This is a genomic window from Bacillus sp. Xin1 (genome assembly GCF_013314535.1).
Taxonomy (GTDB): Bacteria; Bacillota; Bacilli; order Bacillales; family Bacillaceae_G; genus Bacillus_A.
On record NZ_JABUAE010000005.1, the window covers coordinates 1 to 15,762 of the forward strand.

General features: G+C 36.1%; 14 protein-coding genes. 4 read left to right on the forward strand and 10 right to left on the reverse strand.

Annotated features, from left to right (window positions below):
* The first annotated feature begins 470 nt into the window (after nucleotides 1-470).
* The gene (locus HRG09_RS07685) at nucleotides 471-3,515 is read left to right on the forward strand and encodes an efflux RND transporter permease subunit (RefSeq protein ID WP_174100233.1); all 3,045 of its coding nucleotides are present in this window, start codon (nucleotides 471-473) and stop codon (nucleotides 3,513-3,515) included.
* A 75-nt stretch (nucleotides 3,516-3,590) separates the two neighbouring features.
* On the opposite strand, the gene HRG09_RS07690 is transcribed toward HRG09_RS07685, so the two are convergent.
* From HRG09_RS07690 to HRG09_RS07705, 4 genes are all read right to left on the reverse strand, one after another.
* The gene (locus HRG09_RS07690; RefSeq protein WP_174100234.1) at nucleotides 3,591-4,115 is read right to left on the reverse strand and encodes a P-loop nucleotide/nucleoside kinase family protein; all 525 of its coding nucleotides are present in this window, start codon (nucleotides 4,113-4,115) and stop codon (nucleotides 3,591-3,593) included.
* A gap of 177 nt (nucleotides 4,116-4,292) precedes the next feature.
* Nucleotides 4,293-5,210, reverse strand: a complete 918-nt coding sequence (gene pstA / locus HRG09_RS07695) for a phosphate ABC transporter permease PstA (protein ID WP_174100235.1) — start codon at nucleotides 5,208-5,210, stop codon at nucleotides 4,293-4,295.
* A gap of 2 nt (nucleotides 5,211-5,212) precedes the next feature.
* Nucleotides 5,213-6,103, reverse strand: coding sequence for a phosphate ABC transporter permease subunit PstC (pstC, locus tag HRG09_RS07700; RefSeq protein ID WP_174100369.1), 891 nt, complete (start codon nucleotides 6,101-6,103; stop codon nucleotides 5,213-5,215).
* Between the two features lie 70 nt (nucleotides 6,104-6,173).
* Nucleotides 6,174-7,076, reverse strand: a complete 903-nt coding sequence (locus HRG09_RS07705) for a phosphate ABC transporter substrate-binding protein PstS family protein (protein WP_174100236.1) — start codon at nucleotides 7,074-7,076, stop codon at nucleotides 6,174-6,176.
* A 512-nt stretch (nucleotides 7,077-7,588) separates the two neighbouring features.
* Here HRG09_RS07705 and HRG09_RS07710 point away from each other — a divergent pair.
* Genes HRG09_RS07710 through HRG09_RS07720 form a run of 3 tightly spaced genes read left to right on the forward strand, consistent with a single transcriptional unit; the run spans nucleotide 7,589 to nucleotide 9,943 of the window.
* Nucleotides 7,589-7,846, forward strand: coding sequence for a FeoA family protein (locus HRG09_RS07710; RefSeq protein WP_174100237.1), 258 nt, complete (start codon nucleotides 7,589-7,591; stop codon nucleotides 7,844-7,846).
* Nucleotides 7,843-8,565 (forward strand): FeoB small GTPase domain-containing protein, encoded by a 723-nt coding sequence (locus HRG09_RS07715; protein WP_174100238.1) that lies wholly within the window; start codon nucleotides 7,843-7,845, stop codon nucleotides 8,563-8,565. The genes HRG09_RS07710 and HRG09_RS07715 overlap by 4 nt, the downstream gene beginning before the upstream one ends.
* Nucleotides 8,543-9,943, forward strand: coding sequence for a ferrous iron transporter B (locus HRG09_RS07720; RefSeq protein ID WP_174100239.1), 1,401 nt, complete (start codon nucleotides 8,543-8,545; stop codon nucleotides 9,941-9,943). The genes HRG09_RS07715 and HRG09_RS07720 overlap by 23 nt, the downstream gene beginning before the upstream one ends.
* Before the next feature lie 55 nt (nucleotides 9,944-9,998).
* On the opposite strand, the gene HRG09_RS07725 is transcribed toward HRG09_RS07720, so the two are convergent.
* The 6 genes from HRG09_RS07725 to HRG09_RS07750 form a co-directional block, all read right to left on the reverse strand.
* Nucleotides 9,999-10,145: a hypothetical protein gene (locus tag HRG09_RS07725; protein WP_174100232.1), complete on the reverse strand. Its 147-nt coding sequence runs from the start codon at nucleotides 10,143-10,145 to the stop codon at nucleotides 9,999-10,001.
* 69 nt (nucleotides 10,146-10,214) lie between these two features.
* Entirely contained in the window at nucleotides 10,215-11,405 is a 1,191-nt protein-coding gene (locus tag HRG09_RS07730) for a Ger(x)C family spore germination protein (protein ID WP_174100240.1), read from the reverse strand.
* Complete coding sequence (locus HRG09_RS07735) at nucleotides 11,389-12,504, reverse strand: GerAB/ArcD/ProY family transporter (RefSeq protein WP_174100241.1); 1,116 nt, start codon at nucleotides 12,502-12,504, stop codon at nucleotides 11,389-11,391. Before HRG09_RS07735 ends, HRG09_RS07730 begins: the two co-directional genes overlap by 17 nt.
* Before the next feature lies 1 nt (nucleotide 12,505).
* Nucleotides 12,506-13,975 (reverse strand): spore germination protein, encoded by a 1,470-nt coding sequence (locus tag HRG09_RS07740; RefSeq protein WP_174100370.1) that lies wholly within the window; start codon nucleotides 13,973-13,975, stop codon nucleotides 12,506-12,508.
* A 120-nt stretch (nucleotides 13,976-14,095) separates the two neighbouring features.
* Complete coding sequence (locus HRG09_RS07745; RefSeq protein ID WP_174100242.1) at nucleotides 14,096-15,568, reverse strand: sodium:solute symporter family protein; 1,473 nt, start codon at nucleotides 15,566-15,568, stop codon at nucleotides 14,096-14,098.
* A complete protein-coding gene (locus HRG09_RS07750) occupies nucleotides 15,565-15,762 on the reverse strand; it encodes a DUF3311 domain-containing protein (protein WP_174100243.1) in 198 nt (65 codons plus the stop codon). The genes HRG09_RS07745 and HRG09_RS07750 overlap by 4 nt, the downstream gene beginning before the upstream one ends.

Here is a 15,762-nt window from a genome sequence, read left to right on the forward strand (position 1 = left end):
AAAATAAAAATTGACGTTTCACGTTGTTTGTTTCGTTCAGTTTTCAAAGAACTTGTCCATCGCCGATTGGCGACTTCCTTATGATAGCATCTTCATTTTTTGATGTCAACTAAGTTTTTAAATTTCTTTTTTCGCTTTCTGCGTTTCCCGCATCAGCGACGTTTATTAATATACCACCCTCATTTTAAAATCACAAGTGTTTTTTAAAAAAAATATAAAAATGTTTTTCGTTTCATAATTCCACCTCTCTATTTCATATTAAATAGACTTTCTTCTCCCTTAATTCAACAGAACTTTTAAACACAAAACCCTCAAGCAACGCTCTAACTCTCACTTACAAAACCCTATCCCCTCTCTAATCTTAAGGATAAATTTAGAATATTTTTACATTTAATTAATGAAAACATCCAGATTTTGTTATATAGTAACGAAGTAGGCTAAAAAACAACTTAAACGGAGGAATTACTTTTATGGATAGGTTAACAAAATTCTCATTAAAAAACCGAGCCGCTATTATCATCATGGTTTTTCTCATTTCTGTACTCGGCATTTATTCTGGTTCGAAATTACCAATGGAGTTTCTACCTAGTGTCGATAACCCCGCAATAACTGTCACTACATTGTCTCAAGGGTTAGATGCTGAAACATTGACAAAAGAAGTAACCGAACCTCTCGAAAAAAAGTTTCGAAATTTGGAACACGTCGATACAATCACCTCTTCTACTTATGAAGGTTTATCACGCATCGATATCGCTTATAATTCTAAAGTTAATATGAAAGATGCCGCACGTGAAGTTGAAAAAATCACTAACAACATGGCCTTCCAAAAAGAAATTACAAAACCAGTTGTCAGCCAACTTAACACCTCTATGATTCCACTTGCACAAATTACCGTACAAAAACAAAATGGCTTTACAAAAGCAGACGAAAAACAAATCGAAAAAGAAATTATCCCGCAGCTTGAAAATATCGATGGGGTTGCTAACGTCATCTATTTCGGTAAATCAACATCTGAGTTATCAATCACGCTAGATACAGAGCAAATGAAAAACAAAAATATAACACCACAGCAAGTATTAACTGCTTTACAAGGAAAAGAAACTTCCACTCCAGTTGGGCAAGTTACTGTTAATAACAAAGAGCACACCCTTCGTATCATTGGAAATGTAAAAAATATAAATGAAGTTAAAAACATGACACTTGCACCTCAAGTGAAGTTACAGGATATTGCGCAAGTAGAAGCAAAACAACATTATGACACCATCTCACATATAAACGGCGAAGACGGAACTGCATTAATTATTATGAAAGAACCTAGCAAAAATGCAGTTGAAATTGGAAAAGAAATCGATAAGAGAGTGAAAAACATAAGTAAAGAATATAAAGACACTTATACAATTAAGGTACTTTCCTCTACTCACGAACAAGTGGAAAATGCTGTTATGAGTATGGGGCAAGAAGTCATTTTAGGAGCAATTGCCGCGACCTTTATTATCTTAATCTTTTTACGTAGCGTTCGAACAACTTTAATCGCTGTCGTTAGTATTCCGTTATCCATTTTACTAACACTATTTTTACTTGATCAATCTAATGTTACATTAAACATTTTAACACTCGGGGGCTTAGCGGTAGCAGTTGGTCGACTTGTTGACGATAGTATTGTTGTCATTGAAAATATTTTCCGGCGTTTACAAAAAGACCACTTTTCAAAAGACATCATTCTAGATGCTACAAAAGAGGTAGCCGTAGCTATTACCTCTTCTACTTTAACAACAGTTGCTGTCTTTTTACCTATTGGTCTTGTATCAGGTACAATCGGTGAACTTATGTTACCTATGGTACTAGCAGTTGTATACTCTATACTTTCGTCATTAGTTATCGCACTAACAGTTGTTCCACTTATGGCATTTTTATTACTCAAAAAGACAAAACAACGAAGTCCAAAGCCTTCAAGAAAGTATATAGCTACTTTAAAATGGGCACTTTCGCATAAATTTATTATTTTATTCTCTTCTTTCTTATTATTTGCCGGGTCAATCGCCGCTTATATATTGCTACCAAAAGCAAATATAAAATCAGAAGACGATACGATGCTTTCAATTGAAATGACATTCCCAACAAATTACGACCTTGAATCCACAAAACAAACAGCTTTTGATTTTGAAAAAAAATTACTTTCGAACAACGATGTAAAAGATATTATATTACGAATGGGATCCAGCGCAGAAGATGCCCAGTGGGGACAAACAATGAAAAGCAACCTTGCATCTATATTTGTAGTTTTTAAAAAAGGCACAGATATTGATCAATACATCAAAAAAATAAAAAAAGAACAGGCAGACTTCAAACCTGCCGAATTCGATTATATAAAAACAAGCTATTCAAGTTTTGGTGGAGGCAACAACTTACAATTTAACGTAACAGCAAACAACGAAACAAACTTAAAGAAAGCTGCTAATATTGTCGAATCAAAACTAAAAAGTATTGACAGTCTTTCTAAAGTAAAAACAAATCTAGAAGAGTCAAAACAAGAATGGCAAATTCATATCGACCAAGCAAAAGCAGAACAGATCGGATTAACACCAGAAACAGCTGGGCAACAAGTTTCATTCCTTATGAAGAAATCACCAATTGGACAATTAACAATCGACGATGAGAAAACAACAATCATGTTAGAGCATAAGAAAGAACAGATAAATAAGAAAGAAGATGTTCTTAATACAAATATTTTATCACCTATAACTGGACCAATTCCTTTAAAAGATATTGCAACGATTTCAGAGAAACAATTACAAACCGAAATTTTCCATAAAGATGGAAAAGAAACCATTCAAATAAGTGCTCAGGCAACAAATGATGATTTAAGTAAAGTAAGCGCCGAGGTAAATAAAGCAATATCTGAATTAGATTTACCAACCGGAGCAAAAGTTAACGTTGCTGGTGCAACTGAATCTATGCAAGAAAATTTCACAGATTTATTCAAAATCATGGGTATCGCAATTGGGATTGTCTACTTAATTATGGTTATCACTTTTGGGCAGGCGCGAGCTCCATTTGCGATTTTATTCTCTTTACCATTAGCTGCTGTTGGCGGTATTTTAGGGCTAATCATTTCAAGAACACCAGTCGACTTAAATGCACTAATTGGCGCATTAATGCTAATTGGTATTGTCGTCACAAACGCTATCGTCTTAATTGAACGCGTTCAACAAAATAGAGAACAAGGTATGACAACACGGGAAGCTTTACTAGAAGCAGGCTCTACAAGGCTAAGACCAATTATTATGACCGCCATTACAACAATCGTAGCAATGTTGCCGTTATTATTCGGACAATCACAATCCGGCAGTATGGTTTCGAAAAGTTTAGCGGTTGTCGTAATCGGTGGTTTAGCAGTTTCAACTGTACTCACACTAGTTGTCGTTCCGGTTATGTATGAACTGTTAGATAAATTCGGCAAAAAGAGAAGCTCACGTAGAAAAATAGACTCTTCTATAGATACACCAAAAGCTTAACACCAAAAACGTTATCTTCCGTTCTGGAGATAACGTTTTTTATTTCTACTATGATATGCAATTATAATTTTATGACTACTCATTCATATAAGTCATCACTTCATCTATATAGCCTTCTAACGGTTGTCCAGAATCTACAATAAGGTATGTAAACTCAGACGGACGTTTACTACCATCTAACCATTTCTTAAACACTTCTTCAGATTCCACCTTTCTAATTTGACTTATCATTCGTTTTCGCTTCTTTAACCTATTATTAATCTCCTCTATATCATTAAGGTAACATTCAACATATTTATATTTCACATTATACTTCTTAGACACCTTTATTCCCTTTTCTAACATTTCTATATAGAGACACGGGCTATCCAATATTACACTATGTCCCCTAGACAAATGAAAATCTATTAATGCCCATTCGATTTCGTACGAAATTCCGCCGGCGGCTGTTGTTTCAATCTGACGAGTTTCCAACGACTGGAGTAAGACTGTTTTTACAATATCATGATCAATAACAATTGCACCTGTATTTTTTGCTACACGTCTAGCAAGCGTTGATTTTCCTGAACCCGGAAAACCTGACATTTGAAGAAAAAACATAAAAACACCTTCCCTATTCACATTCCAATATTTATTTATACCATTACATATACACCCCCTTTCCCTTATACTCCTCCTATAGATGAAACTACTTGATTCATCTCGCATATAAAACCTACAAAAAGCCCCCTGTTTTTTACAAACAGGGGGCTTCTCATCTATTAAGGGTACAAGCATTTAAGCTGCTTTTACTTTCGTTGTTTTACGAGATTTCTTAACTCCCGTAAAACGTTTATGAAGTACAGATGCAGTAAAACGAGCAATGATATTAAACAGTAATACCATAATAATTAATACTGCTGCTGATTTTGTTGCAATTAACTTCGCATCCGGAATAATTCCTTCAGAGTTTAATTTCCAAATATGAACTGCTAATGTTTCAGCTGGTCGAAATGGATTCAATGGATGCGCAGGACTTGAGAAGTCCGCTGCAGAATTTAAAATCGGTGATGTTAATCCCGCTGTATAAATTAATGCCGCTGCCTCACCAAATATACGCCCCGCCGCTAAAATAACCCCCGTAATAATTTGCGGCAATGATGTCGGGAGAATAATTCGTACAATCGTTTGCCACTTTGTCGCACCAAGCCCAAGACTTGCTTCTTTTACATTAGACGGAACTTCTGTAATTGCACTTTCACAAACACGTGTTAAACCTGGTAAATTCAAAATCGTTAAAGCGAGCGCACCACCCATTACCGTATAGCCCCAACCTGTCATCGTAACAAATACTAATAAACCGAATAGACCAACAACGATAGAAGGTAATGATGCCATCGTTTCAATACATAAACGAACAAACCCTAAAAAACGCCCTTGCTTTGCATACTCTGCAAGATAAATCCCTGCTCCTAATCCAAGTGGAATTGAAATAACTAGTGTAATAACAAGCATATAGAAAGAGTTGAATAATTGCGGACCAATTCCACCTCCAGCTCTTGTATTGCTTGGTTCTCCGAATAAGAAACTTGGATCCCAAAATCCCCAGCCCTTTTGCAGAATTTCATATACTAGAAAAACAAGTAAAGCTACTACGAATGCTGCAACAGCATATAAAATTCCCGTCCAAATATTATTTATTTTTCGTGCGTTCATCGTTATCGTTCACCTCTTTGGCCAATTGCTCGAATTACTAAAATGAATAGGAATGAAATAACAAGTAATATCATTGCCAATGTCCATAAAGCGTTATTCCAGGCAGTTCCATTTAGCGTATTCGTCATATCCATTGTTAAAATACCCGTTAATGTCGCCGTCGGACTATATATTCCTTCTGGCAATTTAATCGTATTTCCGATTACCATTTGAACCGCTAGCGCTTCACCGAACGCACGAGCTAACCCGAGAACAACCCCTGTTAAAATACCTTTTTTTGCAGCCGGCACAATAACACGGCTAATCGCTTGCCATTTCGTCGAACCTAAACCATAAGAGGCCTCCAAGTAATCAAATGGAACTGAGCGTATTGCATCGGAAGCAATGCTAGCAATAGTAGGTAAAATCATAATACTTAGCACAATAATACCTGCAATTAAACTAAAACCAACGCCACCGAATGAATCACGTAAAAGCGGAACTAAAATCGTAACCCCTAATAAACCATATACTACCGAAGGAATACCAACTAATAACTCCAAAACAGGCTTTAGTACTTTATTCCCAAACTTTGGTGAAATTAAATTCATAAATATCGCAAGAGCTAGCGCAATTGGTGCACTAATAACGACTGCACCTAATGAAACGAGTGTTGATCCCACAATAAAGATAACAGCACCAAATGAACCTTGATCAGCATTCGGATTCCATTTCGTTGACGTCAATACCTCAGAAAATGAAATACCACTTTGCGTAAAAGATTGAATTCCTTTCCCACAAATAAATGCAATAATTGCTAATGTAACAAGAACAATAAATATACCGCAAAACGTAACAAGTGTTCTTCCGATATATTCACTTTTTACATAATTAATTTGTTTTTTCCCCTTCATCACAGGACATGACCCCACTTTATAGATTGAAATGAACAAGACTGACCTCGCAGCCAGCCCCGTTGAATGTTTACTTATTCAATTTAGACATCGGGATATAACCCATATCTTCAACTTGTTTTTCGAAGTCCTTACCTTTTACATAATCGATATAAGCTTTTGTAGCTTCTTTCGCTTCCCCTTTTGTTACCATATACTCATAAGACCAGAATGGATACTTGCCAGAAGAAATATTTTCAACTTTCGGCTCTGCACCATCAATCTTCACAGTTTGTAATGCACCTTTTTTATCGCCCACCATATAAGACATTGCAAGATAACTAATAGAGCCAGGAGTAGAGTTAATCGCTTGTTCTACTGCACCGTTAGAATCTTGTGTTGTACCTGTTCCATCGTTAATCTTCGCATCTTTCATAATTGTTTTTTCAAATGTAGCACGTGTACCAGAAGATGCTGGACGGTTGATTACATTAATTTTCTCATCTTTACCGCCTAGCTCTTTCCAGTTTGTAACTTTCCCGCTGAAGATATCTTGTACTTGTTTCACAGTTAAGTTGTCGACCTTCACATCTTTATTTACAACAAGCGCAAATGCAATACCTGCCACTTTGTTATCTACTAATTCTTTCGCTTTTTCTGGATCTTTTATTTTATCTGCAGATGGAACATCAGAGTTACCGATTTGAACCGCACCGGAAGCTACTTGGTTAATCCCTGTTCCACTACCGCCACCTTGAACTTGAATAGAAACGTTTGGATTCTTTTCCATGAATTTTTTACCTGCTTCTTCAGCAAGAGGTTGAAGAGCTGTAGAACCAGCTGCTGCAATTGTACCTGACAATTCTTGTTTTGCATCATTGTTTCCTTGTGCTTTTCCTTCGCTATTTGCACTTTCTGATTTACCACATCCAACTAAAGCACCAGCAACCACCAATGCCGCTAACGAAAACTTCAAACCTTTTTTCATAACCATGTCTTGTACCCCCATTTGGATTATCACTTTTTCACATTCATTGACTTCTTCGAACACAAATTCATTGTAGGACAATAATATTATGTTAGTGTTAAGCAATTTTTAATTTTAAGTAAATAGAGGTAACATGCCTCAAAACCTATATACATCACCTCTTTGCATTTAAAAAACCAAAAGAATCCACACAAATTATCCCATATTGTAAATTTACTTTTAATAATGTAAATTTAACGTAAATAAAACCTTATTTTTCACTACCGATATTAAAACTACATTTACAAATCCCCTCATTTTTTGAACTTTAGAGATGTTATCTTCTATTCATCCCACATAATTTTAGTAATATTTTTCTATACAACAAAATAAATTGGAACAATTCTAAAAATAATTGAATATTTTTAAAGTACCAATTGACAACATCATCCAATGTAACCTACTATATTAGTAGCAAAAAGTTTCCCTCGGCAAACTTTTTAAATCAAAACTAAAAATATAGAGAAGAGGTAACTTTTATGGTATCGGCTAATATCAAACCCCTTTCAAGTTTTCAAACAGGGCAGTTTGTACAAATCGAGAAGATACAATTAGAAGGAACTATGAAACGTCGATTATTAGATCTAGGCTTTATTCCCGGAGCTACTATTAAAGTATTGCAAAAAAGCCCGCTCGGAGATCCAATTGCTTATCAAGTAAGCAATACAACCATTGCACTGCGTAGTGAAGAAAGCTCCCTTATTTTCGGGAGAATACTAGGAGATGATTCAAAATGATAAAACATCGTATTGCACTAGCAGGAAACCCTAATACCGGGAAAAGTACATTATTTAATACATTAACAGGGTTAAAACAACATACTGGAAACTGGACTGGAAAAACAGTCTTAAAAGCAGAAGGCGAATATGAACATAACGGAAGTATATATACAGTCATCGATTTACCTGGAACATACTCCTTGTATTCAAACTCTACAGATGAAGAAGTGGCACGTGATTATATTATTTTTGAAAAACCTGAAGTAACTGTTGTTGTGGTGGATGCAACCGCAATGGAAAGAAATTTAAATTTAGCTTTGCAAGTTATGGAAATGACGAAAGATGTTGTTGTTTGCGTTAACCTAATAGATGAAGCAGAGAAAAAGGGTATTGTCATCGATGAGAAAAAATTAGCAAAATCACTTGGAGTTCCTGTAGTGAAAATCTCAGCTCGAAACCGTGTAGGAATCGGCCAATTGCTAAGTGTAATTGCTAAAGTAGCAAATAAAAAACTAATTCCTACACCAGTTCAAATTACTTATAATGAACAAATTGAAAATATGATTCAGGAATTAGAACCAGAGATTTATAAAGTGTTCGGGGATACTTATCCGGCACGCTGGGTGGCACTCCGCATATTAGATGGAGATAAAAATTTTCTAGCAGCACTCCAAAAACATCATAAGGAACCGCTTGTAAGGGAGGTCGTCATAAATGGAATCTCACTCAGCCAATAAGGCTCTTCCATTAGATTATATTGTTCAGCATGCACAAACCCTTACAAAAGAAGATATCCGCGATGATATTGTAGGTGATATTTATCAAACTTCCGCAATTATATGTAAGGAAGCTGTTCAATACACAAATACTGATAAGTTATACCGTTCAGAGAAGCTAGATAAAATTTTCACTTCTCCTATATTCGGATTCCCAATCATGCTCGGAATTTTATCGATTATTTTTTATCTTACAATTGCCGGAGCTAATGTCCCTTCTGATATGATTGCTGAATTTTTCGGGTGGGCAGAAGGTCATTTAACTGCTTGGTTCCAAGCAATGAATGCACCAGAATGGTTACACGGCATCTTAATTCTTGGCCTATTCCGTGGTACTGGAGCTGTTATTAGTGTAATGTTACCACCTATGGCTATTTTCTTCCCTATGTTTGCTTTATTAGAAAACTACGGGTATTTACCACGTGTTGCATTTAACATGGACCGCTTATTCAAACGGAGCGGTGCACACGGGAAGCAATCGTTAACAATGGCAATGGGATTTGGTTGTAATGCCGCTGCCATCATGTCAACTCGTATTATTGAATCACCACGCGAGCGTATGTTAGCGATTTTAACAAACAACTTCGTTCCATGTAATGGACGTTGGCCTACATTAATATTAATGGCATCATTATTTATGGCAGCTGGCTATACTGGTAGCATGCAAACACTTGTTACGGCTGGTGTTGTAGTTGGAATGGTTGTAATTGGAGTTATTGTAACACTAACCGTATCTTGGGTATTATCAAAAACCGCTTTAAAAGGTGTCCCAACTCACTATACGTTAGAATTACCACCATACCGTAAGCCGAAAATTTGGAACACAATTGTACGTTCCACACTCGATAAATCATTATATGTTTTAAAACGTGCAGTTATCGTCGCTGCTCCTGCGGCTGTATTGACTTGGGTATTAGCAAATATTTATATTGGTGATACAAGCATACTTATGTATTTTGTAAATTTCTTAGACCCATTTGCTAAAATGCTCGGTCTTGACGGATTTATTCTAGCTGCATTTATTCTTGGGTTACCAGCCAATGAAATTGTCGTTCCAATTTTATTAATGTCTTATTTATCAACCGGCGCTTTAACAGAAATAGATGATTTAAACCAAATTAAAAACTTGTTCTTAGAGCATGGCTGGACTTGGTTAACTGCATTAAACACAATGTTGTTCTCCCTTCTTCATTTCCCATGCGGAACCACACTAGTTAACATATATAAAGAAACAAAAAGTCCGAAATGGACATTTCTAGCATTTGCAATCCCTACCGTTATCGCCATTGTTGTTACATTCCTCTCTACGCAACTGGTACATTGGTTAGGGCTTGTATAAAGTGAGACTTCCATCAATACCCGAAAATAGCGGGATGAATAAAAAGGAAACCTATCTACGGGTTTCCTTTTTCATCTTCATTTGGATTTTCCCACGGCTGTGCACCATATTTTTTTATTTTCTTATTCAAAAAATAAACAGCATATGGGATAATCCCCATCAAAATCGTATTTATAATCGTAAACATAGAAGGCATTTTCATATTATTACTATCGCTCCTATTTACATGTAAAGATACGGAAAATATCAATAGAAGATACTCAACTCCACATTACTGACCACCTTTTGGTACCAAAGAACCTGAATGTTCTACCACCGGATGAACACGAACAACTATGTCACTCTTAGTAAAATAGTTCTTTCCATGATCCCAATTTTTTTCTATCTTCTTCCATTCTTTATAATTATGCCTTTTATAATAGTCTCCTAATTCAAGAACATCTGTTTTAAAATCTTTTTGCATTTTTTTTATCGTTCTCATTGCTACACTTTCCATTTCTTTGGAAATGTATGCATTCATTTGTTTTTCACTCCACATCTTTCCGCTTCCTCCTGAATATACTTCTGCTAGCACACCTTCAGGATAAATATCAATTGTAAATTTCGGGCGCCGAGGTTCTGTAAAGGAAGCGTGTATTTTGCGTCTTATTTTATGAATCTCATACGTGATCTCTTTCTCCTTTTTTCGAATGGTCAAAAACCCGCTCGCTTTCTTTCCAATTATATAGTTTAATCCTTGCGTATCTTTTCCTGTTAACAGGCCAATCAATTTATTATTATGCCCTTTAAATACGGCAGCCCCTTCCATTTTCACACCTTGTTTTGTTAATTGTAAAACCGGAAGCACAAAGCTTCTCTTAGCAATCATCATTTCTTGTAAATCACCAAGACGAACTGCCTCTAACATAAACGCATTAACATCTGCATGATCTGCTAATAAATCAATATATTTTGCTGGTAAATTTTCTGGTTTCGATCTTTGCTGTAAAATCTTTTCAGCTCGATCTTTAGAGACGAAAATTCTAATATTCCTCCTCATTTCATGATCACGAAAAAAGATATCTGAAGTTTGTTCTAACAGGTTTTGTTGCTTTAATAAATCTTTTGAAAAAACTATAACTTGGATATGCGGAAAAAATAAAGACCGACTAATTTTTTTGGATATCTCGCGAACTTGCGCAAAAATACTATCAGCGGTTGCACTAATATTGATATAATTATCCTCAGCTCCACCCCCGCCTCCACCTTTTCCTCCCTGTTGTGCTAACGCACTCGGTAAGACAAGTTGATACGTTCCTTTCATACGAGGTGGTGTCTTTGATTCACTTTCTTCCTCTTCTTTTGCAACATCAAAAGCTGCTCCTGCAACAAAACCTCTCTCTTCAATCTCTTTCCGTTCTGAGCAGCCAGTCATACATATAACCAAAACAATACAACAAATATATTTATGAAGACCTTTCACTACTTTTGCCCCCCTTTATTTTATAAACAATAAAAACAAGAATAGGGACAATGATAACGCACGCCATATCTACCCAAGCTAAGTAAGTACCATACTGAGTTAACTTCGTAACATTTTCAGGCAGCATATTGAACAAATAAATGATTGGTGCACTTACAAAAATAAATGCTTTTTTTTTAATAGAAGGAAACATTGAACAGAAGCCCATTATGGCAATGTCATAATACATAGCGGTTGTATTAAAAATGGTAATAATCCAAGTCGTAAAAAAAATAGCATCAAAACGTTCTAAGAAACCTCCACCAATTTCAATCTCTTTTCCTAACTCAATAACAGGATACGTTAAACTTCTCGTTGTAGAATAAGAAAAGACAGTAATACAAGTGAGATAAATAAGGATATATAGTAAATTTGTAATCATTACTCCCTTTGCAGCAGCTAAAGGAGCTTTGTCTCTTTGCTTTACAATTGCAGAATAAAATAAAACAATCTCAAACCCAATAAATGTAAATATCGATTCCTGCATCCCAAGAGCATACTGGCTCCATTTTGTTTGAAAGAGCGGCAACAAATTATGAGTATCCATTAAATTTATATTTAATAACGACAAAGCAAAAATGGCACTCGCTACAACTGGCAAAAATAACAAATTAAGGCGAAGTAACGCTGCTCTAGAACCACTTACTCCATAGATAACAACAAGTAAGTAAAAAAAGGATAGAAGTTCAATAGGCGTTTTACCGAATAAATATGTTTGTGAAATAATTGAAATTGCTCGTGCCTGATATGCAGTAATTCCAGTGAATGTTAACACCATAATACTTGTAACAAGGAATGCTATCGGCTTTGATAAGTATGTACTTGTATATTGAAAAAACGTTTGTTTTGGAAATAAATTCGCTATTTTTGTAATAATCCAAGCAAAAAGCGCGCAAATCACTCCGCCAAGAAGTAATATGATCCAGCCGTCTGTAAAAAGCGTCTTTTCTGCAATTATACGGGGCATCGAAAGCGCTCCTGTACCAATAATGACGGAAGATACCGCAAATGTTAACTCGCGCGATCCAATTTCTTCATCTCCGTATTCAAACGGTTTCAATTTATTTTCTCTCCTTTGAACGCAATGTTTTATCTTGTGTCTGCAAATAATCTGGTCTCGTCTTTAACATTGCCTTAGGCAACAATGCCACTTCATCTTTCCAATCTTTATAAAAGGCAGGAGCTAGTGGCGTAGAATATGGGATTCCAACACTTTTTAGATTCGTAATATGTATCGCTAATGCAATTAGCGCTAAAATAATTCCATACAATCCTAACATAGTAGCTGCTAGAATAAACGCAAATAACAAGAAACGGAATGTAATCGTTATACTATATACAGGCAAAGAAAAGGTAGCGATAGCCGTGACAGCAATAATAATAACCATGAAAGGATTTACAATCCCAGCGCTTACTGCAGCTTCTCCGATAACAAGTCCCCCTACAATCCCAACGGTTTGTCCAATTTGCTTAGGTAAACGAAGCCCCGCTTCTCGAATTAACTCCATTGTTAATGTCATAATAATCGTTTCAATATAGGCAGGAAATGGCACCCCTTCTCTTGCTCCAGCGATTGAATATGCAAGATTAGATGGAATAAGTCCTTGATGATAGGAAACAAGCGCAACATATACCGCTGGAAGTAAGATTGCCATAAGTCCAGCTACGATACGAAGCCCTCTTAGTAAGGTGCCAATAATCCATCTTTCGTAATGATCTTCTGGCGATTGAAAAATATCGACAATTACCATAGGTGCAATAACTGCAAACGGCGACCCATCGACTAAAATGATCGCTTTTCCTTTTGCTAAAGAAGCTATCGCTCTATCTGGTCTTTCTGTATTTAAAAATTGTGGGAAAGGAGACATGTTATTATCCTCAAGTAGCTGCTCAATCTTTCCTGAGTCTAATATCATATCTGTTTCAATTGATTGCAATCGACGATTTAATTCTTTCACAATATACGGATTAATGATGTCTTCAATATAAATTAATGTAACTTCTTTCTGGGACCGCTTCCCCATAATATAGGATTGAAATCGAAGTTTTGGATCACGCAACTCGCGTCTGACTAACATTTTATTCATTGCAATATCCTCAGTGAATCCTACTTTCGGACCCCGAATAATATTTTCTGTAATCGGTGGCTCTAAACTTCGCATTTCCCACGCTCGACTATTAATTACTAATGCGTGAGGGATTCCGTCAATTAAAACAACCGTATCTCCCACTAGAACGGAATTAATAACATCCGGGAGCATCTTCACTGTATTTACTTCTCCTATAGAAATAAATTTATCTACTAAGGTTTGTATGATTGGAGCTTGATTCGGAATCTCTTCTTGTTGCAATGGACGGATAATAAATCGATAAATTAAATCTTTATCGGTAAGCCCACATAAAAAAATAACTGCACATCGCGTAGAGGAAGAAGAAAGTGCAAACTCTCGTACTGTTAAATCGTTTGGAGACTGTAACGTGTCTCGAATAGATTTTGTAATTGCAGATACGTTTGTCTCTAAACTCGTCATCTTCCTCACCTAACTTTCCTCTCAAGATATTACCGTTATATTTCTCCATCTAGGGAAAATGTATGCAATGAAAAAAGCTATCTCCCTAAAGAAAGATAACTTTTTTACTGTATACCATTCCTATTTCTCCAACACAGTAGAATTGCGCGTCACTTCAATATTTCTAGTCACAATGCTTACTGCGAACATGACAATAATATTTACCACTAACGCCACAATACCCACGTTTAGATCCTTAATATATTGCGGAAAAGATGGAAACATACTAGCTATAGTCGAACCAGACAATGTAATATAGGCAACTACTAATAATCCAACTCCCATTCCAGCGATGGCACCTTGCTTTGTTACAAATTGACGATGAAACAAACTACAAACTAATGCAGGAAAAAGCTGTGTAACAATGCTATATCCCATAAGAAGAAGTGCACCGATTGTTTCTCCGCCTTTAAATGTAAAGAACACAGCAACAAGTGTTACAACGGGAACAAATAGTTTTGCAGCCCTTGCTACCTGCTGATCTGATACAGACGGCGCTAGAACCTGATAAATATTTTTTGCAAGTAACGTTGAAGCTGCCATAACAAGCATAGACCCTGGCACAAGTGCAGTTAATAATCCTGCACTACCGATAACGCCAATAAACCACGGATCAAAGGTTTGAATAGCAAGGCGGAATAACGATAGATCTGCATCCGCTCCTTGTAATCCTGGCACTTGTAAAATAGCAGCGAAGCCAGCAAAAAATACAAAGAGCAACACTAAAGAGTATAATGGCATAATCGCCGCATTTTTCCGAAAAACTTTTTCACTTTTGGCCGAAAAAGCTGAGGCAAATGTATGTGGCCACATATAAAACCCTAATGCTGTTAATATAATAGTAGAAACAAACCAAGAAATACTCATCCCTTCCTCAGGTAAAGCTAGAAACCCTGGTTTTGCTGCTTCTACCGCTTCAAACATCGGCTGAAATCCTCCGTAATAATGATACGGTAAATATATTCCTAAAAACATAACGATAAATAAAATCATAATGTCCTTTAATGCAGCTGTCCAAGCAGAGCCGTGTATACCAGAAATCATTACATATATTGTAATTGCAATCGCACCGATCCACACTGCAAAAACCGGTGATACTTTTCCATACGAAGCTTCAGAAACAATAATTCCAAGCCCCTTTAGCTGCAGTACAAGATACGGAATAATCGAAACAACACCGATAATCGATACGATAATCCCAAGTGCCTGACTATTATATTTTTTTGTAAAGAAATCCGGTTGTGAAATAAGTCCATGCTGTTTTGCATATTTCCAAACTGGTGGTAATAAAAAATAAGATAAAATATAAGCTAGTGCCCCATATCCTAAAATATAAAATGTAGGAGCACCTTTACTATACGCCCAGCCCCTGCCTCCTAAAAATGTAAACGTCGTGTAAATCTCTCCGGCCATAAGCAGAAAAACGAAAATCGTTCCGAACCCTCTTCCACCAACAGACCATTGTTCTAAGTTCATATCTTTCCCGCGCTGTGCCCGAATTCCTAAAAATAAAGACAAACACAAAAACAAAGTAATAATAATAAGTGCTATCATTCCGCTTCCCCCTTATTAGCAGGGTCTAACCAATATAGAAATCCCATACAAAAAGATGTAATAAATACAGAGAGTAAAATCCAAAACAATAAAAATGGCATCCCGAATACATAAGGAGTAACTGAATTTGTAAACACTGGTCCAACAACTAAACAAAGAACTGGAATAAGTGCTAGTACGTGTATTTTTTTCAT